The sequence below is a fragment of the Pseudomonas sp. HMSC076A11 genome (assembly GCF_001810205.1).
Classification (GTDB): domain Bacteria; phylum Pseudomonadota; class Gammaproteobacteria; order Pseudomonadales; family Pseudomonadaceae; genus Pseudomonas; species Pseudomonas aeruginosa.
In genome coordinates, this window is sequence record NZ_KV800319.1 from 446,838 (window position 1) to 470,988 (window position 24,151).

The window sequence follows — 24,151 nt, forward strand, 5'->3', positions numbered from 1 at the left end:
GGGCTAGGCCCCCTTTTTGCCACCTTTGAGTTTCTGTCCGGCAGGCCGGGCACAAAGGTTTTTTGAGAGCTACCACTCAAGAGGATTTCGAAATGGCAGAAATTACTGCAGCCATGGTTAAAGAACTGCGCGAGCGTACCGGCTTGGGCATGATGGAGTGCAAGAAGGCGCTGACCGCCGCTGGCGGCGACATCGAGAAGGCCATCGACGACATGCGCGCTGCCGGTGCGATCAAGGCTGCCAAGAAGGCCGGCAACATTGCCGCCGAAGGCTCGATCGCCGTCAAGATCGCTGCCGACAACAAGGCCGCCGTGATCATCGAAGTCAACTCCCAGACCGACTTCCTGGCCCTTCAGGACGACTTCAAGGGCTTCGTCGCCGAGAGCCTGGAAAAGGCCTTCAACGAGAAGCTGACCGACGCCGCTCCGCTGGTCGAAGCACGTGAGGAAGCTCGTCTGGCCCTGGTCGCCAAGACCGGCGAGAACGTCAACATCCGCCGCCTGACCCGCGTCGAGGGCGACGTGGTCGGCGCCTACCTGCACGGCCACCGCATCGGTGTCGTGGTCAACCTGAAAGGCGGCAACCCGGAACTGGCCAAGGACATCGCCATGCATGTCGCCGCCAGCAACCCGCAGTTCCTGAGCGCTTCGGAAGTTTCCGAAGAAGCGATCGCGAAAGAGAAGGAAATCTTCCTGGCGCTGAACGCCGACAAGATCGCCGGCAAGCCGGAGAACATCGTCGAGAACATGGTCAAGGGCCGCATCAGCAAGTTCCTCGCCGAAGCGAGCCTGGTCGAGCAGCCTTTCGTGAAGAACCCGGAAGTGAAGGTCGGCGACCTGGCCAAGCAGGCCGGCGCCGAAATCGTTTCCTTCGTTCGTTACGAAGTGGGTGAAGGCATCGAGAAGGCCGAAGTGGACTTCGCTGCCGAAGTTGCCGCTCAAGTAGCCGCCACCAAGCAGTAACAAAGACGGTTTCGACTGTCGCCCCGGAAGAGGCTGCCCGCTGATGCGTGCGGCCTCTTCGTCAAATGGGGAAGCGTTCGGGGCAGCTTCCGCGTTGCCGGCCCGCTCGGCGGGCTCGCACGCAACGCAGGCGCAAAGTCGTCTCCGCCCACGACGGCCCGGCCGTCACGTATTTTTATCGCCGCAGGAGAAAAGGTCATGGCTCAGCAACTGAGCGCTCGTCAACCTCGCTATAAACGCATTCTTCTAAAGTTGAGCGGCGAAGCCCTGATGGGCTCGGAGGAGTTCGGCATCGATCCCAAGGTGCTGGACCGCATGGCGCTGGAAATCGGCCAGTTGGTCGGGATCGGCGTGCAGGTCGGCCTGGTCATCGGCGGCGGCAACCTGTTCCGCGGCGCGGCCCTGTCCGCGGCCGGCATGGACCGGGTGACCGGCGACCACATGGGGATGCTGGCCACCGTGATGAACGGCCTGGCGATGCGCGATGCGCTGGAGCGCTCGAACATCCCCGCGCTGGTGATGTCGGCGATCTCCATGGTCGGTGTGACCGACCACTACGACCGCCGCAAGGCCATGCGCCACCTCGGCGGTGGCGAGGTGGTGATCTTCTCCGCCGGTACCGGCAACCCGTTCTTCACCACCGACTCGGCGGCTTGCCTGCGCGCCATCGAGATCGACGCCGACGTGGTCCTTAAGGCTACCAAGGTCGATGGCGTGTACACTGCCGACCCGTTCAAGGACCCGAATGCCGAGAAGTTCGAGCGCCTGACCTATGATGAAGTGCTCGACCGCAAGCTCGGCGTGATGGACCTGACCGCCATCTGCCTGTGCCGTGACCAGAACATGCCGCTGCGGGTGTTCAACATGAACAAGCCGGGCGCATTGCTGAATATTGTTGTTGGTGGTGCCGAAGGCACCCTGATCGAGGAGGGTTGAGAATGATCAACGAGATCAAGAAGGAAGCGCAGGAGCGCATGGGCAAGACCCTGGAAGCGCTGGGCCATGCCTTCGCGAAGATTCGCACCGGTCGCGCGCATCCGAGCATCCTGGATAGCGTGATGGTTTCCTATTACGGTGCCGATACGCCGCTGCGCCAGGTCGCCAACGTCACCGTGGAAGACTCCCGCACCCTGGCCCTGGCCGTGTTCGACAAGAGCATGATCCAGGCGGTCGAGAAGGCCATCATGACCTCCGACCTGGGGCTCAACCCGGCCACCGCCGGCACCACCATCCGCGTACCGATGCCGGCCCTGACCGAGGAGACCCGCAAGGGCTACACCAAGCAGGCGCGTGCCGAGGCCGAGCAGGCGCGGGTTTCCGTGCGCAACATCCGTCGCGATGCGCTGGCCCAGTTGAAGGACCTGCAGAAGGAAAAGGAAATCAGCGAGGACGAAGAGCGCCGCGCCGGCGACGACGTGCAGAAGCTGACCGACAAGTTCATCGGTGAGATCGAGAAGGCACTGGAAGCCAAAGAAGCGGACCTCATGGCTGTCTGAGGCCGGGCTGACGTCATGGAAAAGACCCGGAAGGATGTGTGCGTGCCACGCCACGTGGCCATTATCATGGACGGTAACAATCGCTGGGCGAAGAAGCGTCTTCTGCCCGGCGTCGCCGGCCACAAGGCCGGTGTCGATGCCGTCAGGGCGGTGATCGAGGTCTGCGCCGAGGCAGGGGTCGAGGTCCTCACCCTGTTCGCGTTCTCCAGCGAGAACTGGCAGCGTCCGGCGGACGAAGTCAGCGCGCTGATGGAACTGTTTCTCGTGGCCCTGCGCCGCGAGGTGCGCAAGCTCGACGAGAACGGCATCCGCCTGCGCATCATCGGCGATCGCACGCGTTTCCATCCGGAGTTGCAGGCGGCCATGCGCGAAGCGGAAGCCGCCACTGCCAGCAATACCCGTTTCCTCCTCCAGGTCGCCGCCAACTACGGCGGCCAGTGGGACATCGTCCAGGCCGCACAGCGCCTGGCGCGCGAGGTCCAGGGCGGGCACCTGGCGGCGGACGATATCTCCGCCGAGCTGCTCCAGGGTTGCCTGGTGACCGGCGACCAGCCGCTGCCCGACCTGTGCATCCGCACCGGCGGCGAGCATCGCATCAGCAATTTCCTCCTCTGGCAGCTGGCCTATGCCGAGCTGTATTTCTCCGACCTGTTCTGGCCCGACTTCAAGCACGCGGCGATGCGGGCTGCCCTGGCGGATTTCTCCAAGCGCCAGCGCCGCTTCGGCAAGACCAGCGAGCAAGTCGAGGCCGAGGCCCGTCCGTCATGCTGAAACAACGGATCATCACGGCGCTGGTGCTCCTGCCCATCGCGCTGGGTGGTTTTTTCCTTCTCGAAGGGGCGTTCTTCGCCCTGTTCATCGGCGCGGTGGTGAGCCTGGGGGCCTGGGAATGGGCACGCCTGGCCGGCTATGAACAGCAGTTCGGCCGCGTTGCCTACGCGGCGACGGTCGCCGTGCTGATGGTCGCTCTCTACCATCTGCCGCAGCTTGCCGGAGCCGTGCTGCTGCTGGCGTTGGTCTGGTGGACGCTGGCCACCGTGCTGGTGCTCACCTACCCGGAAAGCGTCGGCTACTGGGGCGGACGCTGGCGCCGTCTGGGCATGGGCCTGCTGATCCTGTTGCCGGCCTGGCAGGGGCTGGTCCTGCTCAAGCAGTGGCCGCTGGCCAATGGCCTGATCATCGCCGTGATGGTGCTGGTCTGGGGCGCGGATATCGGCGCCTACTTCTCCGGCAAGGCCTTCGGCAAGCGCAAGCTGGCGCCGCGGGTCAGCCCCGGCAAGAGCTGGGAAGGCGTTTACGGCGGCCTGGCGGCCAGCCTGGCGATCACCCTGGCGGTCGGTCTCTACCGCGACTGGTCCCTCGGCGCGCTGCTCCTGGCCCTGCTCGGCGCGGCGCTGGTGGTGTTCGTCTCGATCGTTGGCGACCTCACCGAAAGCATGTTCAAGCGCCAGTCCGGAATCAAGGACAGCAGCAACCTGCTGCCCGGCCACGGTGGCGTGCTGGATCGCATCGACAGCCTGACGGCAGCCATCCCGGTATTCGCGGCCCTGCTCTGGGCCGCCGGCTGGGGTGCGCCATGAGTCGACCGCAGCGGATCAGCGTGCTCGGCGCGACCGGCTCGATCGGTCTGAGCACCCTGGACGTCGTCCAGCGTCATCCCGATCGTTACGAAGCCTTCGCCCTGACTGGCTTCAGCCGCCTGGCCGAACTCGAGGCGCTGTGCCTCAGGCACCGCCCCGTCTATGCGGTGGTGCCGGAGCAGGCCGCGGCGATTGCCTTGCAGGGCTCGCTCGCCGCGGCGGGTATCCGCACCCGGGTGCTGTTCGGCGAGCAGGCGTTGTGCGAAGTGGCCAGCGCGCCCGAAGTGGACATGGTAATGGCGGCCATCGTCGGCGCCGCCGGGCTGCCGTCGACCCTGGCGGCCGTCGAGGCCGGCAAGCGCGTACTGCTGGCCAACAAGGAGGCGCTGGTGATGTCCGGCGCGCTGTTCATGCAGGCGGTCAAGCGCAGCGGCGCGGTGCTCCTGCCGATCGACAGCGAGCACAACGCGATCTTCCAGTCGCTGCCGCGCAATTATGCCGATGGCCTGGAGCGGGTCGGCGTGCGCCGGATCCTCTTGACCGCCTCCGGCGGCCCGTTCCGTGAGACGCCGCTGGAGCAGCTCGCTTCGGTGACGCCGGAGCAGGCTTGTGCGCACCCGAACTGGTCGATGGGGCGGAAGATTTCCGTCGATTCCGCCAGCATGATGAACAAGGGGCTCGAACTGATCGAAGCGTGCTGGCTGTTCGACGCCCAGCCGAGCCAGGTCGAGGTGGTGATCCACCCGCAGAGCGTGATCCACTCGATGGTGGACTACGTCGACGGTTCGGTGATCGCCCAGCTCGGCAATCCGGACATGCGCACGCCGATTTCCTATGCCATGGCCTGGCCGGAGCGAATCGATTCCGGCGTTTCGCCGCTGGATATGTTCGCCGTCGGTCGCCTGGATTTCCAGCGCCCCGACGAGCAGCGCTTCCCCTGCCTGCGCCTGGCGAGCCAGGCCGCGGAAACCGGCGGCAGCGCCCCGGCCATGCTGAATGCCGCGAACGAGGTGGCCGTGGCCGCATTTCTCGAGCGGCACATCCGCTTCAGCGACATCGCGGTTATCATCGAGGACGTGCTGAACCGCGAGGCGGTGACCGCAGTCGAATCGCTCGATCAGGTCCTGGCTGCCGATCGCCGCGCGCGTTCGGTCGCCGGGCAATGGTTGACCCGGCACGCCGGCTAGTCTTCGGACGGCCTGGAGGTAGGAGATGAGTGCGCTTTACATGATCGTCGGCACCCTGGTAGCCCTGGGTGTGCTGGTGACGTTCCACGAATTCGGCCACTTCTGGGTCGCGCGACGCTGCGGGGTGAAGGTCCTGCGCTTCTCCGTCGGCTTCGGCACGCCGCTGGTGCGCTGGCACGACCGGCACGGCACCGAGTTCGTGGTGGCGGCCATTCCGCTGGGCGGCTACGTCAAGATGCTCGACGAGCGCGAGGCGGAAGTACCGGCCCATCTGCTCGAACAGTCCTTCAATCGCAAGACGGTCCGTCAGCGGATCGCCATCGTCGCGGCTGGTCCCATCGCCAATTTCCTACTGGCGATTCTGTTCTTCTGGGTCGTCGCCCTGCTCGGTAGCCAGCAGGTACGCCCGGTCATCGGTTCCGTGGCGCCGGAGAGCCTGGCCGCCCAGGCCGGCCTGGAGGCCGGGCAGGAGCTGCTGGCGGTGGATGGCGAGCCCGTCACCGGCTGGAACGGGGTCAACCTGCAGCTGGTTCGCCGTCTCGGCGAGAGCGGTACGCTGGAAGTGCGGGTGCAGGAAAAAGGCTCGAATGTCGATTCCACCCACCAGGTGCGTCTGGATGGCTGGCTGAAGGGCGAGGACAATCCCGATCCCATCGCCTCGCTGGGCATCCGGCCCTGGCGGCCGGCCTTGCCGCCGGTGCTGGCCGAACTCGACCCCAAGGGGCCGGCGCAGGCCGCCGGGCTGAAGCTCGGCGACCGCTTGCAGAGCATCGATGGCATCGCCGTCGACGACTGGCAGCAGGTGGTGGACAGCGTCCGTGCCCGTCCCGGGCAGCGCGTCCAGCTCAAGGTGCTGCGCGACGGCGAAGTGCTGGATGTTGCCCTGGAGCTGGCGGTGCGCGGCGAGGGCAAGGCCCGGAGCGGCTACATGGGGGCGGGGGTCGCCGGTACCGGATGGCCGGCGGAAATGCTCCGCGAAGTGAGCTACGGACCGCTGGAGGCGGTGGGTCAGGCGCTTTCCCGAACCTGGACCATGAGCCTGCTAACGCTCGACTCCATAAAGAAAATGTTGCTCGGCGAGCTCTCGGTAAAAAACTTGAGCGGGCCGATAACCATTGCTAAAGTGGCGGGCGCTTCAGCCCAGTCTGGCGTGGGGGATTTTCTCAATTTCCTGGCCTATCTGAGCATTAGCTTGGGGGTTCTCAACCTGCTGCCGATCCCTGTCCTCGATGGCGGGCATCTGCTGTTCTATCTGGTTGAGTGGGTGCGCGGGCGCCCATTATCCGAACGGGTACAGGCTTGGGGGATGCAGATCGGCATCAGTCTGGTCGTTGGCGTGATGTTGCTCGCTCTGGTCAACGATCTGAGTCGTCTGTAGTCATGTTGAATTCGAATCTGCCGCCCTTTGCGGCAGATTCTCTATTTGTCAGTTGGAAAAAAAGGACTCCATGAAACGCTTTCTGCTACCCGCGCTGCTGTCAGCGCTGATGATCGCCGAGGTTCACGCCGAGTCCTTCACTGTTTCCGATATCCGGGTCAATGGCCTGCAGCGCGTGTCCGCCGGTAGCGTGTTCGCCGCCCTGCCGCTGAACGTCGGCGAGACCATCGACGACCAGGCCCTGGTCCAGGCCACCCGCTCCCTGTTCAAGACCGGCTTCTTCCAGGATATCCAGCTCGGCCGTGATGGCAACGTGCTGGTAGTCACTGTAGTCGAGCGCCCGTCGATCTCCAGCATCGAGATCGAGGGCAACAAGGCGATTTCCAAGGAAGACCTGCTCAAGGGCCTGAAACAGTCCGGCCTGGCCGAGGGCGAGATCTTCCAGCGCGCCACCCTCGAAGGCGTGCGCAACGAGCTGCAACGCCAGTACGTGGCCCAGGGCCGCTACTCGGCCGAGATCAACGCGGAAGTGATCCCGCAGCCGCGCAACCGCGTCGCGCTGAAGATCAACATCAACGAAGGCACGGTCGCCGCGATTTCCCACATCAACGTGGTGGGCAACACCGTCTTCTCCGAAGAAGACCTGACCGACCTGTTCGAACTGAAGACCACCAACTGGCTGTCGTTCTTCAAGAACGACGACAAGTACGCCCGCGAAAAGCTCTCCGGCGACCTCGAGCGCCTGCGCTCCTATTACCTGGACCGCGGCTACATCAACATGGATATCGCCTCCACCCAGGTATCCATCACCCCGGACAAGAAGCACGTCTACATCACCGTCAACATCAACGAGGGTGAGAAGTACACCATCCGCGACGTGAAGCTGACCGGCGACCTGAAGGTGCCGGAAGAGGAAGTGAAGCGCCTGCTGCTGGTACAGAAGGGCCAGGTGTTCTCGCGCAAGGTGATGACCACCACCTCCGACCTGATCACCCGTCGCCTGGGCAACGAGGGCTACACCTTCGCCAACGTCAACGGCGTGCCGGAAGCCCATGACGACGACAAGACCGTCTCGGTGACCTTCGTCGTCGACCCGGGCAAGCGCGCCTACGTCAACCGCATCAACTTCCGCGGCAACACCAAGACCGAAGACGAAGTGCTGCGCCGCGAAATGCGCCAGATGGAAGGCGGCTGGGCCTCCACCTACCTGATCGACCAGTCCAAGGCCCGTCTGGAGCGCCTCGGCTACTTCAAGGAAGTCAACGTCGAGACCCCGGCGGTTCCCGGCACCGACGACCAGGTCGACGTCAACTACAGCGTCGAAGAGCAACCGTCCGGCTCGATCACCGCCAGCGTCGGCTTCGCCCAGAGCGCCGGCCTGATCCTCGGTGGCTCGATCAGCCAGAACAACTTCCTGGGTACCGGCAACAAGGTCAGCATCGGCCTGACCCGCAGCGAATACCAGACCCGCTACAACTTCGGCTTCGTCGACCCCTACTGGACCGTCGACGGCGTCAGCCTTGGCTACAACGCCTTCTACCGGAAGACCGACTACGACGAACTCGACGTCGACGTCGCCAGCTACTCGGTGAACAGCCTGGGCGCCGGCATGAGCATCGGCTACCCGATCAGTGAGACCTCGCGCCTGACCTATGGCCTGAGCGTGCAGCGCGACCAGATCGACACCGGCCGCTACACCGTGGACGAGATCTACGACTTCCTCGACAAGGAAGGCGACAACTTCACCAACTTCAAGGCTTCCATCGGCTGGTCCGAATCGACCCTGAACAAGGGCGTGCTGGCCACCCGTGGTCACTCGCAGAGCCTGACCCTGGAAACCACCCTGCCGGGCAGCGACCTGTCGTTCTACAAGATCGACTACCGCGGGCAGGTCTTCGCCCCGCTGACCGACAACTACACCATGCGCTTCCACACCGAGCTGGGCTATGGCGATGGCTACGGATCCACCGAGCGCCTGCCGTTCTACGAGAACTACTACGCCGGCGGCTTCAACTCGGTGCGGGGCTTCAAGGACAGCACGCTGGGGCCTCGTAGTACCCCCTCTAGGGCTTACAAGGATGGGAAGATCATTCCTGGGCCTGATGAGCGTGGTCGCTACACCGACCCGGACCAGGATCCCGAAGCCTTCGGTGGTAACATCCTGATCACCGGCGGCGCTGAGCTGCTGTTCCCGCTGCCGTTCGTCAAGGACCAGCGCCAGTTGCGTACCGTGCTGTTCTGGGACGTGGGTAGCACCTTCGATACCGACTGCCCGACCAAGACCACCACCAACTGCGACGGCATCAAGACCGACAACCTCGCCAGTTCCGTGGGCGTCGGCCTGACCTGGATCACCGCGCTGGGCCCGCTGAGCTTCAGCCTGGCGACGCCGATCAAGAAGCCGGACAACGCGGAAACCCAGGTCTTCCAGTTCTCCCTGGGCCAGACCTTCTGATTTGTACGTAGTACCGAGTAACGAAACCATGCTTTGTGCAGGAGTGCATCGTGCGTAAGTTCACCCAGTTCGTCCTGATCACCGCAGCCATCATGGCGGCTCCTTCGGCGTTCGCTGAAATGAAGATCGCGGTGCTCAACTACCAGATGGCGCTGCTCGAGTCCGATGCCGCCAAGCAATACGCCGTGGATGCCGAGAAGAAGTTCGGCCCCCAGCTGAACAAGCTGAAGAACCTCGAGCGCGACGCCAAGGCGCTGCAGGACAAGCTGGTTTCCAACGGCAGCAAGATGTCCCGGGGCGATCGCGAGAAGGCCGAGCTGGACTTCAAGCAGAAGGCCCGTGACTTCCAGTTCCAGTCCAAGGAATTGAACGAGTCGAAGGCCGCCGCCGACCGCGACATGCTGAAGAAACTCAAGCCGAAGCTGGACCAGGCCGTCGAGGAGACCATCAAGAAAGGTGGTTACGACATGGTCATCGAACGTGGCGCCGTGGTCGACGTCAAGCCGCAATACGACATCACCCGCCAGGTGATCGAGCGGATGAACCAGCTGCGTTGATGATGAGTACCTTGTCCTACACCCTGGGCCAGCTGGCTGCGCATGTCGGCGCGGAAGTCCGTGGCGACGCGGACCTGCCGATCCAGGGCCTGGCGACCTTGCAGGAGGCCGGACCGGCTCAGCTGAGCTTCCTGGCCAACCCGCAGTATCGCAAGTACCTGCCCGAAAGCCGTGCCGGCGCCGTCCTGCTGACGGCTGCCGACGCCGACGGGTTCGCCGGTACCGCGCTGGTGGTGGCCAACCCCTACCTGGCCTATGCCAGCCTGTCGCACCTGTTCGATCGCAAACCGAAGGCGGCCGCCGGTATCCATCCCACCGCTATCGTCGCGGCGGACGCCGAGGTCGATCCGAGCGCCAGCGTCGGCGCCTATGCGGTGATCGAGAGTGGCGCCCGCATCGGCGCTGGCGTCAGCATCGGCGCGCACTGCGTGATCGGAGCCCGTAGCGTGATCGGCGAAGGCGGCTGGCTGGCGCCGCGGGTCACGCTCTACCACGACGTCACCATCGGCGCGCGGGTGAGTATCCAGTCGGGCGCGGTGATCGGCGGCGAAGGTTTCGGTTTCGCCAACGAGAAGGGCGTCTGGCAGAAGATCGCCCAGATCGGCGGGGTGACCATCGGTGACGACGTCGAGATCGGCGCGAACACCACCATCGACCGTGGAGCACTGTCCGATACGCTGATCGGCAACGGTGTGAAGCTGGACAACCAGATCATGATCGCGCACAACGTGCAGATCGGCGATCATACCGCCATGGCCGCTTGCGTCGGCATTTCCGGCAGCGCCAAGATCGGCAGGCATTGCATGCTCGCCGGCGGCGTTGGCCTGGTCGGCCATATCGAGATCTGCGACAACGTTTTCGTGACCGGCATGACCATGGTGACCCGCTCGATCACCGAGCCGGGATCGTATTCCTCCGGTACCGCCATGCAACCGGCGGCCGAATGGAAAAAAAGCGCCGCGCGCATTCGTCAACTGGACGACATGGCGCGTCGACTTCAGCAGCTGGAAAAACGCCTGGCTGCCGTGACCTCAAGCGGTGACGCTTCATCTGATGCGTAATTGACGTTTTTTGCGTCACCCTTTTCTGAACAGGCTCCCCCTAACATGATGGACATCAACGAGATTCGCGAATACCTGCCTCATCGCTATCCTTTCCTGCTGGTGGATCGGGTGGTAGAGCTGGACATCGAGGGCAAGCGCATTCGCGCCTACAAGAATGTCAGTATCAATGAGCCGTTCTTCAACGGACATTTCCCCGAGCACCCGATCATGCCGGGCGTGCTGATCATCGAGGCGATGGCCCAGGCGGCCGGTATCCTCGGTTTCAAGATGCTCGACGTGAAGCCCGCCGACGGCACCCTTTACTACTTCGTCGGTTCGGACAAGCTGCGCTTCCGCCAGCCGGTCCTGCCGGGCGACCAACTGCAACTGCACGCCAAGTTCATCAGCGTGAAGCGCAGCATCTGGAAATTCGACTGCCACGCTACCGTCGACGACAAGCCGGTATGCTCGGCTGAAATCATCTGTGCGGAACGCAAACTATGAGTTTGATCGATCCTCGCGCCATCATCGATCCGAGCGCCAGGCTGGCGGCTGACGTCCAGGTGGGCCCGTGGTCCATCGTCGGGGCGGAAGTGGAGATCGGTGAAGGGACGGTGATCGGTCCGCACGTGGTGCTCAAGGGCCCCACGAAGATCGGCAAGCACAACCGCATCTACCAGTTTTCCAGCGTCGGCGAGGATACTCCCGACCTGAAATACAAGGGCGAGCCGACGCGCCTGGTGATCGGTGACCACAACGTGATCCGCGAAGGCGTGACCATCCATCGCGGAACCGTCCAGGATCGCGCGGAAACCACCATTGGCGACCACAACCTGATCATGGCCTATGCGCACATCGGCCATGACAGCGTGATCGGCAACCATTGCATCCTGGTGAACAACACGGCGCTGGCCGGGCATGTCCACGTGGACGACTGGGCGATCCTGTCCGGCTACACCCTGGTGCACCAGTACTGCCGGATCGGCGCGCACAGCTTTTCCGGCATGGGCAGCGCCATCGGCAAGGACGTCCCGGCCTACGTGACGGTCTTCGGCAACCCGGCCGAAGCCCGCAGTATGAACTTCGAAGGCATGCGTCGGCGCGGCTTCAGCAGCGAGGCCATCCATGCCCTGCGGCGTGCCTACAAGGTGGTCTATCGCCAGGGACATACCGTCGAGGAAGCCCTGGCCGAGCTGGCCGAAAGCGCTGCCCAGTTCCCCGAGGTCGCGGTGTTCCGTGATTCCATCCAGAGCGCAACCCGCGGCATCACCCGCTGAGCCATGGCTGACGGATTACGCGTAGCCCTGGTCGCCGGCGAGGCCTCCGGCGACATCCTCGGGTCCGGACTGATGCAGGCGCTGCGGGCGCGGCACCCGGATATCGAGTTCATCGGCGTCGGTGGGCCGCGCATGGAGGCCGAAGGGCTGTCCAGCTATTTCCCCATGGAGCGCCTGTCGGTGATGGGCCTGGTCGAAGTGCTGGGCAGGCTGCCGGAGTTGTTGCGACGGCGCAAGCGCCTGATCCGCACGCTCATCGAGGCCCGGCCGGATGTGATGATCGGCATCGATGCTCCCGACTTCACCCTCGGCGTCGAACACAAGCTGCGCCAGGCTGGCCTGCGCACCGTGCATTACGTCAGCCCTTCGGTATGGGCCTGGCGGCAGAAGCGGGTGCTGAAGATTCGCGAAGCCTGCGACCTGATGCTGGCATTGTTCCCCTTCGAAGCACGTTTCTACGAAGAGCATGGGGTGCCTGTGCGTTTCGTCGGCCACCCCCTGGCCAACACCATTCCCCTGCAGGCGGATCGCGCTGCGGCCCGCGCGCGGCTCGGATTGCCGGCGGACGGACAGGTGCTGGCGCTGATGCCGGGCAGTCGCGGCGGCGAGGTCGGCAAGCTCGGCGCCTTGTTCCTCGACACCGCCCAGCGTCTGCTCGTCGAACGGCCGGGCTTGCGTTTCGTGCTGCCCTGCGCCAGCGCTGCACGGCGCGAACAGATCGAGCAGATGCTCCAGGGCCGCGAGCCTCTGCCGCTGACGCTGCTCGACGGTGCGTCCCATGAAGCGCTTGCCGCCTGCGATGCGGTGCTGATCGCCTCCGGCACCGCGACTCTCGAGGCGCTGCTCTACAAGCGGCCGATGGTGGTGGCTTATCGGGTCGCCGGGTTGACGTATCGGATTCTCAAGCGCCTGGTGAAAAGCCCGTACATCTCCCTGCCGAACCTGTTGGCCGGACGCCTGTTGGTGCCGGAGCTGATCCAGGACGCCGCGACTCCGCAAGCGCTGGCCGCAACCCTCTTGCCGCTGCTGGACGACGGCTCACAGCAGGTGGAATTCTTCGATGCCATCCATCGGGCCTTGCGCCAGGATGCCTCCGCACAGGCGGCGGAAGCCGTCCTGCAACTGGTGGAGCGCCGCTGATGCAACTGGGTCTGGATTTCAATCTGGTGGAGGATCTGGTCGCGGGCGTCGACGAGGTCGGTCGCGGTCCGTTGTGCGGCCCGGTGGTCACCGCCGCGGTGATTCTCGACCCGAGCCGCCCGATCCTCGGCCTGAACGACTCGAAGAAGCTCAGCGAAGCCCGCCGCGAGGCGCTGTTCGAAGAGATCCGCGAGAAGGCCCTGGCCTGGTGCATCGCCCGCGCCGAGGTCGAGGAGATCGACCGGCTGAACATTCTGCATGCCACCATGCTCGCCATGCAGCGCGCGGTCGAAGGCCTCAGCGTGACTCCGCGGCTGGCCCTGATCGACGGCAATCGTTGTCCGAAACTGGCGGTGCCCTGCGCGCCGGTGGTCAAGGGCGACAGCCAGGTGCCGGCGATCGCTGCGGCGTCGATCCTGGCCAAGGTCAGTCGCGACCGGGAAATGGTCGAGCTGGACCGGGTCTATCCGGGCTATGGCATGGCCGGGCACAAGGGATATCCGACCGCGGTCCATCTCGAGGCGCTTTCCCGCCTCGGCCCGACGCCGATCCATCGACGCTCGTTTGCGCCGGTTCGCGAATTGCTGGACGTCTCTGTTCAATAATTGAACGGATGTCGCGTGACTGACCGTATCTGTCGCCTGGTGACAAGCGGCGAGCGACGTCAATAGCGGAAAGTCCTGCCCCTTCCTGCCAAGTGCCATTCACAGCGAAATTTCCTTCGGCTCGCACGTCATTCCGTGTGTGTCCGAAACACGCGGCCTTCTACCCGGGAGGTCGGCTGACAACAATCCGCCACAAGCGGAACAGGGGAGTTATCCATGCAAGAATTCGCCACTCAGGTCGTCGACCTGCTCAACGGCCTTATCTGGGGCAAGATCCTCATCTGGCTGCTGGTCGGTTGCGGCCTGTACTTCACCGTGCGCCTGGGGCTGATCCAGTTCCGCCACTTCGGTCATACCTTCAGCGTGCTCAAGGGCAGCCGCCAGTCGGACGACTCGGGAATCTCCTCGTTCCAGGCGCTCTGCACCTCTCTGGCGGCGCGGGTCGGTACCGGCAACGTCGCCGGCGTGGCGGTAGCGATCACGCTCGGCGGTCCCGGCGCGGTGTTCTGGATGTGGGCGATCGCCCTGGTGGGGATGGCGACCGGCTTCGTCGAGGCGACCCTGGCCCAGTTGTTCAAGATTCGCGACGACAAGGGCCAGTTCCGTGGCGGCCCGGCCTACTACATGGAGAAGGGCCTGGGCGCGCGCTGGATGGGCATCCTGTTCTCGATCTTCCTGATCATCGCCTTCGGTTTCGTCTTCAACTCGGTGCAGGCCAATACCATCACCGGTGCCATGCAGGGCGCCTTCGGCGTGCCGACCTGGATCAGCGGCATCGCCGTGGTGATCCTCACCGCGTTGATCATCTTCGGCGGCCTGCGTTCCATCGCGCGCTTCTCCGAACTGGCGGTACCCTTCATGGCGGTGGCCTACCTGCTGCTGGCGGTGGGCATCATCCTGTTCAACCTCAGCGAACTGCCGGGCGTCCTGGCGATGGTGGTGAAGAGTGCCTTCGGCTGGCACGAGGCCGCCGCCGGCGGCATCGGCGCGGCGATCCTCAACGGCTTCAAGCGCGGCCTGTTCTCCAACGAAGCAGGCATGGGCTCGGCGCCCAACGCCGCCGCCTCGGCCACGCCCTATCCGCCGCACCCGGCGTCCCAGGGCTACGTGCAGATGGCCGGCGTGTTCATCGATACCCTGCTGATCTGTACCGCTTCCGCCGCCATCATCCTGCTGGCCGGACCGCAGGAAGGCGAGGGCATCATGCTGGTGCAGAATGCCCTGACCAGCCAGGTCGGCGATTGGGGCCGCTATTTCCTGGCGGTGATCATCCTGTTCTTCGCCTTCACCTCGATCGTCGCCAACTACTTCTATGCCGAGAACTGCCTGGTATTCCTCGAGCACAACCACCTGGCGGGCCTGTTGATCTTCCGCCTGATCGTGCTGGCGATGGTGATGTTCGGCGCGCTGGCTTCGCTGCCGTTCGTCTGGAACCTTGCCGACGTGTCGATGGGCCTGATGGCGATCACCAACCTGATCGCCATCCTGCTGCTGTCCAACCTCGCGATCAAGCTGGCCAAGGACTACAACGCCCAGCGCAAGGCCGGCAAGCTGCCGACCTTCGACGCCAGCCAGTTCCCTGAAGTCCAGCAGAAGCTCGAACCGGGCATCTGGGACGACCGCCGCGCCTGAGCGCGGGGCGGGCGACGTTTCTCGGCGCAGCCGAGGCGCATCGTCCGCTCTTGAACCTGTAGCTTTGCCACCGGGCCCGGTACAATCCGGGCCTTGTCGTTTTTGCGTTATTTCTGCTCCGGGGCCTTCATGACCGTATCCTTCGTTCACCTGCGTCTGCATACCGAATTCTCCCTGGTCGACGGCCTGGTCCGGGTCAAGCCCCTGGCCAAGGCAGTGGCAGGGCTGGGCATGCCGGCGGTGGCGGTCACCGACCAGAGCAACATGTGCTCGCTGGTGAAGTTCTACAAGACCGCCATGGGCGCCGGCATCAAGCCGATCTGCGGGGCCGACATCTGGCTCGCCAGCCGCGAGGAAGATGGCCCGCTCAGCCGCCTGAGCCTGCTGGCGATGAACGCGAAGGGCTATCGCAACCTCACCGAGCTGATTTCCCGCGGCTGGAGCGAAGGCCAGCGCAATGGCGAGATCATCATCGAGCGCGACTGGGTCAAGGAGGCGGCGGAAGGCCTGATCGCGCTGTCCGCGGCCAAGGAAGGCGAGATCGGCCACGCGCTGCTCGACGGCGAGGAGGCCAAGGCCGAGGCGCTGTTGCGCGAGTGGATGGAGGTGTTCCCCGAGCGCTTCTACGTCGAAGTGCAACGTACCAGCCGGGTCAACGACGAGGAGCACCTCCACGCGGCGGTGGCTCTGGCGTCACGCTGCAACGCGCCGCTGGTGGCGACCAACGACGTGCGCTTCATCAAGCAGGACGACTTCGAGGCCCACGAGACCCGCGTCTGCATCGGCGAGGGGCGGACCCTCGACGATCCGCGGCGGCCGCGTACCTATTCGGACCAGCAATACCTGAAGTCGCCGGCGGAAATGGCCGAGCTGTTCAGCGACCTGCCGGAAGCGTTGGAAAACACCGTCGAGATCGCCAAGCGCTGCAACATCGAGGTGCAGCTGGGCAAGTACTTCCTGCCGGACTTCCCCACGCCCAATGGCATGGGCATCGACGACTACCTGCGGCACGCCTCCTTCGAAGGTCTCGAGGAGCGCCTGGAGGTGCTGTTGCCGAAGGATACCCCGGACTACGAGGCCAAGCGCCAGGTCTATGTCGACCGTCTGAACTTCGAACTCGATATCATCATCCAGATGGGTTTCCCCGGTTACTTCCTCATCGTGATGGACTTCATCAAGTGGGCGAAGAACAACGGCGTGCCGGTAGGCCCCGGGCGGGGCTCGGGCGCCGGCTCGCTGGTGGCCTACGTGCTGAAGATCACCGACCTCGATCCGCTGGCCTACGACCTGCTGTTCGAACGTTTCCTCAACCCGGAACGGATCTCCATGCCCGACTTCGACGTCGACTTCTGCATGGAGGGCCGCGACCGGGTGATCGACTACGTGGCCGACGCCTACGGGCGCAACGCGGTGAGCCAGATCATCACCTTCGGCACCATGGCGGCGAAGGCGGTGGTACGCGACGTGGCTCGGGTCCAGGGCAAGTCCTACGGTCTCGCCGACCGGCTGTCGAAGATGATCCCGTTCGAAGTCGGCATGACCCTGGATAAGGCCTACGAGCAGGAAGAAATGCTCCGCGACTTCCTCAAGAGCGACGAGGAAGCCGCCGAGATCTGGGAGATGGCCCTCAAGCTGGAAGGCATCACCCGCGGTACCGGCAAGCACGCCGGTGGCGTGGTGATCGCGCCGACCAAGCTGACCGACTTCTCGCCGATCGCCTGCGACGAGGAAGGCGGCGGCCTGGTGACCCAGTTCGACAAGGACGACGTGGAGGCGGCCGGCCTGGTGAAGTTCGACTTCCTCGGCCTGCGGACCCTGACCATCATCAAGTGGGCGATGGAGATCATCAACCGCGAGCAGGCCAAGAAGGGCCTGGAGCCGGTGAACATCGACTTCATCCCGCTGGACGACAAGCCGACCTATTCGCTGCTGCAGAAGGCCGAGACCACTGCGGTGTTCCAGCTCGAATCGCGCGGCATGAAGGAGCTGATCAAGAAGCTCAAGCCGGACTGCCTGGAAGACCTCATCGCACTGGTGGCGCTGTTCCGCCCGGGTCCTCTGCAGTCGGGCATGGTGGACGACTTCATCAACCGCAAGCACGGTCGCGCCGAGCTGTCCTATCCGCACCCCGATTACCAGTACGCCGGCCTGGAGCCGGTGCTCAAGCCCACCTACGGCATCATCCTGTACCAGGAACAGGTGATGCAGATCGCCCAGGTCATGGCCGGCTATACCCTCGGTGGCGCGGACATGCTGCGCCGGGCGATGGGCAAGAAGAAGCCCGAGGAAATGGCCAAGCAGCGCGGCGGTTTCATCGAGGGTTGCAAGAACAACGGCATCGATGCCGACCTCGCGGGCAACATCTTCGACCTGGTGGAAAAATTCGCCGGCTACGGCTTCAACAAGTCGCACTCGGCAGCCTACGGCCTGGTCTCCTACCAGACCGCCTGGCTGAAGACCCACTTCCCGGCGCCGTTCATGGCCGCGGTACTCACCGCGGATATGCAGAACACCGACAAGGTGGTGACGCTGATCGAAGAATGCCGGCACATGAAGCTGCGCATCGTGGCGCCGGACGTGAACAACTCCGAGTTCCGCTTCACCGTCGACGACGATGGCCGGATCGTCTATGGCCTGGGCGCGATCAAGGGCGTCGGCGAGGGGCCGGTGGAGGCGATCACCGAATGCCGCGCCGAAGGCGGGCCGTTCAACACCCTGTTCGACTTCTGCGACCGCGTCGACCTGAAACGCATCAACAAGCGCACCCTGGAAGCGCTGATCCGCGCCGGTGCGCTGGATCGCCTGGGGCCGCACTACCACGACGAGCTAAAGGCCTACCAGGCTACCGTCGACCTCAACCGCGCCGTGCTGCTGGCGGCGATGGAGGAAGCGATCCAGGCCGCCGAGCAGACCGCGCGCAGCCACGACAGCGGGCACATGGACCTGTTCGGCGGAGTCTTCGCCGAGCCGGAGGCGGATGTCTACGCCAACCACCGCAAGGTCAAGGAGCTGACCCTCAAGGAACGCCTGAAGGGCGAGAAGGACACCCTCGGCCTGTACCTGACCGGCCATCCGATCGACGAGTACGAAGGCGAGGTGCGGCGCTTCGCCCGCCAGCGCATCGTCGAGCTGAAGCCGGCGCGCGATACCCAGACGGTGGCCGGGCTGATCGTCAACCTGCGGGTGATGAAGAACAAGAAGGGCGACAAGATGGGCTTCGTCACCCTCGACGACCGCTCCGGACGGATCGAGGCCTCGCTGTTCTCCGAAGCCTTCGCCGCGGCCCAGTCGCTGCTGCAGACCGACGCGCTGGTGGTGGTCGAGGGCGAGGTCAGCCAGGACGACTTCTCCGGCGGACTGCGCCTGCGCGCCAAGCGCGTGATGAGCCTGGAGGAGGCGCGTACCGGCCTGGCGGAGAGCCTGCGGATGAAGCTGCACGCCGACCTGTTGAAGGGCGATCGCCTGCGCTGGCTGGGCGAGCTGTTCAACCGCCATCGCGGTTCCTGCCCGATCACCCTGGACTACACCAGCGCCGACGCCAAGGCCCTGCTGCAGTTCGGCGAGAGCTGGCGGGTGGATCCGGCGGACGATCTGATCCAGGCATTGCGTGACCAGTTCGGGCGCGACAACGTCTTCCTCAATTATCGTTAATCGCGATGGGCGATAACGCCGTTGTTCCGCGCTCTGCGGCGGGAAAACGCGGATCGCCCTTGCTCCCGGCTCGACCCCTGGCGCCCGATCCCGTAAGGTAGGGCGCCAAACGGAAACGGCCCACTAGAATCTGCGCACGACGGAAGCCTATGAACCCGAACTTTCTTGATTTCGAACAGCCGATCGCCGACCTGCAAGCCAAGATCGAAGAGCTGCGCCTGGTGGGCAACGACAATGCGCTGAACATCAGCGACGAAATCTCGCGTCTGCAGGACAAGAGCAAGGCGCTCACCGAAAACATCTTCGGCAATCTGTCCAGTTGGCAGATCGCCCAGCTCGCGCGCCATCCCAAGCGTCCCTATACCCTCGACTACATCGGCTACCTGTTCAGCGATTTCGAGGAACTGCACGGCGACCGGCATTTCGCCGACGACCCGGCGATCGTCGGTGGCGTTGCCCGCCTCGACGGTTCCCCGGTGATGGTCATCGGCCACCAGAAAGGCCGCGAAGTCCGTGAGAAGGTCCGGCGCAACTTCGGCATGCCGCGTCCGGAAGGCTATCGCAAGGCCTGCCGCCTGATGGAGATGGCCGAACGCTTCAAGATGCCGATCCTCACCTTCATCGACACGCCCGGCGCCTACCCGGGCATCGATGCCGAGGAACGCGGCCAGAGCGAGGCGATCGCCTGGAACCTGCGGGTGATGGCGCGACTGAAGACGCCGATCATCGCCACCGTGATCGGCGAGGGCGGTTCCGGCGGCGCGCTGGCCATCGGTGTCTGCGACCAGTTGAACATGCTGCAATACTCCACCTATTCGGTGATCTCGCCGGAAGGCTGCGCCTCCATCCTCTGGAAGACCGCCGAGAAGGCGCCGGAAGCCGCCGAGGCCATGGGCATCACCGCCGAGCGCCTGAAAGGCCTGGGCATCGTCGACAAGGTCATCGACGAACCGCTGGGCGGCGCCCATCGCGATCCGGCGAGCATGGCCGAATCGATCCGTGGCGAACTGCTGGCGCAACTGAAGATGCTCCAGGGCCTGGAAATGGGTGAGTTGCTGGAGCGTCGTTACGACCGCCTGATGAGCTACGGCGCGCCGTAAGCCATCCGGCGCACTGGTACGATCGACAAGCCCGGCATTCGCCGGGCTTGTCGCATGAGGAGCGCAAGCATGCCGGCGGTGCCGCTCGAATCCCGTCTGTTACAGGCCCTGGCGCCCTGGCGCGAAGCGGGGGGCTGGTGCGTGGCGTTTTCCGGCGGGCTGGATTCCACGGTGTTGCTGCATCTGCTCGCCCAACTGGCCCGGAGCGAAGCCTTGCCGGCGCTGTCGGCGCTGCATGTCCACCATGGCTTGCAGGCTGCGGCGGACGGTTGGCCGGCGCACTGCCAGGTGGTCTGCCGGTCGCTGGGTATCCCGCTGCGGGTCGAGCGGGTGCAGGTCGCCGTTGGCGGCAGCATCGAGCAGGCGGCGCGCGACGCCCGCTATCGCGCATTCCAGGCGAACCTGGGCGAGGGACAGGTGCTGCTCACCGCGCAGCACCTCGACGACCAGGCCGAGACCCTGCTGTTCCGCCTGTTGCGTGGAGCGGGCCTGCGCGGCCTGGCGGCGATGCCGGCGAGCCGGCCGCTGGGCGGCGGCCGCCTGTGCCGACCCTTGCTCGGGGTTTCCCGCGCCGAACTGGAAGCCTATGCGCAGGCGCACCGGCTGGACTGGGTGGAGGATCCTTCCAACCAGGATCCGCGCTTCTCGCGCAACTACCTGCGCCGGGAGATCATGCCGCGTCTCGCCTCCCACTGGCCGCAGGCCGTCGCCGGCATGGCGCGCTGCGCGGCGCATCTGCGCGAGGCCGAAGACCTGCTGGCTGAACTGGCCGCCATCGACCTCCGGGCCTGCCGCCAACCCTCGGAACTGGATTGGCCGGACTGGCTGGATCTGCCCCGGATCGCCCTGGAGCCTCTGCGCCGCCTCAGCGCTGCGCGCCAGCGCAACCTGCTGCGGGCCTGGCTGGGACAGCTGACGCGGTTGCCGGACAGCGACCACTGGGCCGGCTGGGAGTCGTTGCGCGATGCCGGCGACGATGCCGACCCGATCTGGCGCCTGGAGAGCGGCGAGCTGCGTCGCGGCGCGGGGCGGATCTGGTGGTTGCCGGCGGACTGGCGGGCGGCGGCGGGACCGTTCGTCTGGGAGCGTCCCGCTCATCCATTGCTTCTTCCCGGCAATGGTCGGCTGGCGTTGCTCGGCGAGGTTCCGGCGGGGCCGTTGCGCGTCGACTACCGGCGGGGTGGGGAGGTGCTGGCCCTGGCCGGGCGCGGTCGCCGCGACCTCAAGCGATTGCTCAACGAAGCGGGCGTACCGAGCTTCCTGCGCGGTCGTTTGCCGCTGCTCTTCCGAGCCGACGAACTGCTCGCGGTGGCCAACATTCCTGGCCTGGACAGTCCCCGCGAGGGGGGCTGGCGACTGTCCTGGAGCCCGCCGACGAACGACCCGGGTTTGAGCTAGTAAGCCGTTTCCAGTAGACTACGCTCCCGTCTTGTACTGCTCCCGCCGATTCCCTCCGGAATCAGCAGGAGTTTGCTTTGCCCACGGATTTGTCCGTGGCGGGAGCTGGCCTCCCTTCTCCGAATCCCCGGCGGTTGATCCCGCCTAAACGCTGACTTCTAGGGTTTTTCATGACGCGCTACATCTTCGTCACGGGTGGTGTTGTTTCTTCATTGGGGAAAGGCATCGCTTCGGCTTCTCTGGCTGCGATCTTGGAAGCGCGTGGCCTGAAGATCACGATGCTCAAGCTGGACCCTTACATCAACGTGGACCCGGGCACCATGAGCCCGTTCCAGCACGGTGAGGTCTTCGTGACCCAGGACGGCGCCGAGACCGACCTGGACCTGGGCCATTACGAGCGCTTCGTTCGTACCACCATGACCCAGAACAACAACTTCACCACCGGCCGCGTCTACATGGACGTGTTGCGCAAGGAACGCCGCGGCGACTACCTGGGCGCCACCGTGCAGGTGATCCCGCACATCACCGACGAGATCAAGCGGCGCATCATCAAGGGCGCCGGCGATGCCGACGTCGCCCTGGTGGAGATCGGTGGCACCGTCGGAGACATCGAGTCGCAGCCGTTCCTCGAGGCGATCCGCCAACTGCGCGTCGAGATCGGCGCCAAGCGCGCGATGCTGATGCACCTGACCCTGGTCCCGTACATCGCCACCGCCGGCGAGACCAAGACCAAGCCGACCCAGCACTCGGTCAAGGAGCTGCGCTCCATCGGCCTGCAACCGGACGTGCTGGTCTGCCGTTCCGACCACCCGATCGACGTCTCCTCGCGGCGCAAGATCGCGCTCTTCACCAACGTCGAGGAGCGCGCGGTGATCGCCCTGGAAGACGTCGACACCATCTACCGCATCCCGTCGGTGCTGCATGCCCAGGGCCTGGACGACATCGTCGTCGAGCGCTTCGGCCTGGAGTGCGGGCAGGCCGACCTGTCCGAATGGGACCGGGTGGTCGATGCCAAGCTCAACCCCGAGCGTGAAGTCACCATCGCCATGGTCGGCAAGTACATGGAACTGCTGGACGCGTACAAGTCGCTGATCGAGGCGATGACCCACGCCGGCATCCAGAGCCGCACCAAGGTCAACCTGCGCTACATCGACTCCGAAGACATCGAGCAGCAGGGCACCAGCCTGCTGGAAGGCGTCGACGCCATCCTGGTCCCGGGCGGCTTCGGCCTGCGCGGCGTGGAAGGCAAGATCAGCACCGTGCAGTACGCCCGCGAGAACAAGATTCCCTACCTGGGCATCTGCCTGGGCATGCAGGTCGCGGTCATCGAATACGCCCGCAACGTGCTCGGCTGGAGCGACGCCAACTCCACCGAGTTCGACAAGTCCAGCGGCCATCCGGTGGTCGGCCTGATCACCGAGTGGCAGGACGCGACCGGCGCCACCGAGATCCGCACCGAAGCTTCCGACCTGGGCGGCACCATGCGCCTGGGCGCCCAGGAATGCCAGCTGCAGACCGGCACCCTGGTGCACGACTGCTATGCCAAGGACGTGATCGTCGAGCGCCATCGCCATCGCTACGAAGTGAACAACAACCTGCTGCCGCAACTGGAACAGGCCGGCCTGAAGATTTCCGGCCGCTCCGGCGACGGCGCCCTGGTGGAAGTGGTCGAGGCCCCGGAGCATCCGTGGTTCGTCGCCTGCCAGTTCCACCCGGAATTCACCTCCACACCGCGTGATGGCCACCCGCTGTTCAGCGGTTTCGTCAACGCCGCGCTGAAATATTCCGGGAAGGCCTGAGCATGGCACAGAAGATCGTTCGCGTCGGCGATATCCAGATCGGCAACGACCTGCCGTTCGTGCTGTTCGGCGGCATGAACGTGCTGGAGTCGCGCGACATGGCCATGCAGGTCTGCGAAGAATACGTACGGGTTACCGAGAAACTCGGTATCCCCTATGTGTTCAAGGCCAGCTTCGACAAGGCCAACCGTTCCTCGATCCACTCGTTCCGTGGCCCGGGCCTGGAAGAGGGAATGAAGATCTTCGAAGAGATCAAGAAGACCTTCAAGGTGCCGGTCATCACCGATGTCCACGAGCCGTTCCAGGCCCAGCCGGTGGCCGAGGTCTGCGACATCATCCAGCTGCCGGCCTTCCTCTCGCGGCAGACCGACCTGGTGGTGGCGATGGCCAGGACCAACGCGGTGATCAATATCAAGAAGGCCCAGTTCCTCGCGCCCCAGGAGATGAAGCACATCCTGACCAAGTGCGAGGAAGCCGGTAACGACCGCCTGATCCTCTGCGAGCGCGGCTCCTCCTTCGGTTACAACAACCTGGTGGTCGACATGCTCGGCTTCGGCATCATGAAGCAGTTCGAGTACCCGGTATTCTTCGACGTCACCCACGCCCTGCAGATGCCCGGCGGTCGCGCGGACTCCGCCGGCGGCCGGCGCGCCCAGGTCACCGACCTGGCCAAGGCCGGGCTCAGCCAGAAGCTCGCCGGGCTGTTCCTCGAGGCCCATCCGGACCCCGAGCACGCCAAGTGCGACGGTCCGTGCGCGCTGCGCCTGAACAAACTCGAAGCCTTCCTGTCCCAGCTCAAGCAACTGGACGAGCTGATCAAGAGCTTTCCTGCAATCGAGACTGCCTAGTCTCCTCAGACCGCCCCGTTCATTCACTTCGGAGTGTTAACAA

Annotated in this window: 20 protein-coding genes; all 20 read left to right on the forward strand. The window is 64.7% G+C overall.

Features of this window, described 5'->3' with window-relative positions; all coding sequences use genetic code 11:
• Positions 1-92 precede the first annotated feature (92 nt).
• The 20 genes from tsf (at position 93) to kdsA (ending at position 24,108) form a co-directional block, all read left to right on the forward strand.
• Complete coding sequence (gene tsf, locus HMPREF2716_RS26485) at positions 93-962, forward strand: translation elongation factor Ts (RefSeq protein ID WP_003092393.1); 870 nt, start codon at positions 93-95, stop codon at positions 960-962.
• Between the two features lie 198 nt (positions 963-1,160).
• A complete protein-coding gene (gene pyrH / locus HMPREF2716_RS26490) occupies positions 1,161-1,898 on the forward strand; it encodes a UMP kinase (protein WP_003092391.1) in 738 nt (245 codons plus the stop codon).
• Between the two features lie 2 nt (positions 1,899-1,900).
• A complete protein-coding gene (frr, locus tag HMPREF2716_RS26495; RefSeq protein WP_003092390.1) occupies positions 1,901-2,458 on the forward strand; it encodes a ribosome recycling factor in 558 nt (185 codons plus the stop codon).
• A gap of 15 nt (positions 2,459-2,473) precedes the next feature.
• Positions 2,474-3,229 (forward strand): polyprenyl diphosphate synthase, encoded by a 756-nt coding sequence (gene uppS, locus HMPREF2716_RS26500; protein WP_003129937.1) that lies wholly within the window; start codon positions 2,474-2,476, stop codon positions 3,227-3,229.
• Positions 3,223-4,038, forward strand: coding sequence for a phosphatidate cytidylyltransferase (gene cdsA / locus HMPREF2716_RS26505; RefSeq protein WP_023099294.1), 816 nt, complete (start codon positions 3,223-3,225; stop codon positions 4,036-4,038). Before uppS ends, cdsA begins: the two co-directional genes overlap by 7 nt.
• On the forward strand, positions 4,035-5,225 hold the full coding sequence (gene ispC / locus HMPREF2716_RS26510; protein WP_003113864.1) for a 1-deoxy-D-xylulose-5-phosphate reductoisomerase: 1,191 nt from the start codon (positions 4,035-4,037) through the stop codon (positions 5,223-5,225). Before cdsA ends, ispC begins: the two co-directional genes overlap by 4 nt.
• Positions 5,226-5,250: 25 nt before the next feature.
• The gene (gene rseP / locus HMPREF2716_RS26515; protein WP_016253077.1) at positions 5,251-6,603 is read left to right on the forward strand and encodes a sigma E protease regulator RseP; all 1,353 of its coding nucleotides are present in this window, start codon (positions 5,251-5,253) and stop codon (positions 6,601-6,603) included.
• 70 nt (positions 6,604-6,673) lie between these two features.
• Positions 6,674-9,058, forward strand: a complete 2,385-nt coding sequence (gene bamA, locus HMPREF2716_RS26520) for an outer membrane protein assembly factor BamA (RefSeq protein ID WP_003098590.1) — start codon at positions 6,674-6,676, stop codon at positions 9,056-9,058.
• A gap of 50 nt (positions 9,059-9,108) precedes the next feature.
• Positions 9,109-9,615, forward strand: a complete 507-nt coding sequence (locus tag HMPREF2716_RS26525; protein ID WP_070622055.1) for an OmpH/Skp family outer membrane protein — start codon at positions 9,109-9,111, stop codon at positions 9,613-9,615.
• Positions 9,615-10,676 carry a UDP-3-O-(3-hydroxymyristoyl)glucosamine N-acyltransferase gene (lpxD, locus tag HMPREF2716_RS26530; RefSeq protein WP_003098585.1) on the forward strand — a complete coding sequence of 354 codons (1,062 nt, stop codon included), beginning with the start codon at positions 9,615-9,617 and terminating at the stop codon, positions 10,674-10,676. The genes HMPREF2716_RS26525 and lpxD overlap by 1 nt, the downstream gene beginning before the upstream one ends.
• Before the next feature lie 45 nt (positions 10,677-10,721).
• Positions 10,722-11,162 carry a 3-hydroxyacyl-ACP dehydratase FabZ gene (fabZ, locus tag HMPREF2716_RS26535; protein WP_003092375.1) on the forward strand — a complete coding sequence of 147 codons (441 nt, stop codon included), beginning with the start codon at positions 10,722-10,724 and terminating at the stop codon, positions 11,160-11,162.
• Entirely contained in the window at positions 11,159-11,935 is a 777-nt protein-coding gene (gene lpxA, locus HMPREF2716_RS26540; protein ID WP_003092373.1) for an acyl-ACP--UDP-N-acetylglucosamine O-acyltransferase, read from the forward strand. Before fabZ ends, lpxA begins: the two co-directional genes overlap by 4 nt.
• 3 nt (positions 11,936-11,938) lie before the next feature.
• Positions 11,939-13,075 carry a lipid-A-disaccharide synthase gene (gene lpxB, locus HMPREF2716_RS26545; protein WP_009876918.1) on the forward strand — a complete coding sequence of 379 codons (1,137 nt, stop codon included), beginning with the start codon at positions 11,939-11,941 and terminating at the stop codon, positions 13,073-13,075.
• Positions 13,075-13,680 carry a ribonuclease HII gene (gene rnhB / locus HMPREF2716_RS26550; RefSeq protein WP_003098580.1) on the forward strand — a complete coding sequence of 202 codons (606 nt, stop codon included), beginning with the start codon at positions 13,075-13,077 and terminating at the stop codon, positions 13,678-13,680. The genes lpxB and rnhB overlap by 1 nt, the downstream gene beginning before the upstream one ends.
• Positions 13,681-13,896: 216 nt before the next feature.
• Complete coding sequence (locus HMPREF2716_RS26555; RefSeq protein WP_003092370.1) at positions 13,897-15,312, forward strand: alanine/glycine:cation symporter family protein; 1,416 nt, start codon at positions 13,897-13,899, stop codon at positions 15,310-15,312.
• A 129-nt stretch (positions 15,313-15,441) separates the two neighbouring features.
• A complete protein-coding gene (dnaE, locus tag HMPREF2716_RS26560; protein ID WP_003453637.1) occupies positions 15,442-18,963 on the forward strand; it encodes a DNA polymerase III subunit alpha in 3,522 nt (1,173 codons plus the stop codon).
• Positions 18,964-19,112: 149 nt separating this feature from the next.
• A complete protein-coding gene (accA, locus tag HMPREF2716_RS26565) occupies positions 19,113-20,063 on the forward strand; it encodes an acetyl-CoA carboxylase carboxyl transferase subunit alpha (protein ID WP_003109333.1) in 951 nt (316 codons plus the stop codon).
• 69 nt (positions 20,064-20,132) lie between these two features.
• Positions 20,133-21,461 carry a tRNA lysidine(34) synthetase TilS gene (gene tilS, locus HMPREF2716_RS26570; RefSeq protein ID WP_003119350.1) on the forward strand — a complete coding sequence of 443 codons (1,329 nt, stop codon included), beginning with the start codon at positions 20,133-20,135 and terminating at the stop codon, positions 21,459-21,461.
• A gap of 170 nt (positions 21,462-21,631) precedes the next feature.
• Positions 21,632-23,260, forward strand: coding sequence for a CTP synthase (locus HMPREF2716_RS26575; RefSeq protein ID WP_003092366.1), 1,629 nt, complete (start codon positions 21,632-21,634; stop codon positions 23,258-23,260).
• A 2-nt stretch (positions 23,261-23,262) separates the two neighbouring features.
• Positions 23,263-24,108: a 3-deoxy-8-phosphooctulonate synthase gene (kdsA, locus tag HMPREF2716_RS26580; protein WP_023106046.1), complete on the forward strand. Its 846-nt coding sequence runs from the start codon at positions 23,263-23,265 to the stop codon at positions 24,106-24,108.
• Positions 24,109-24,151: the final 43 nt, after the last annotated feature.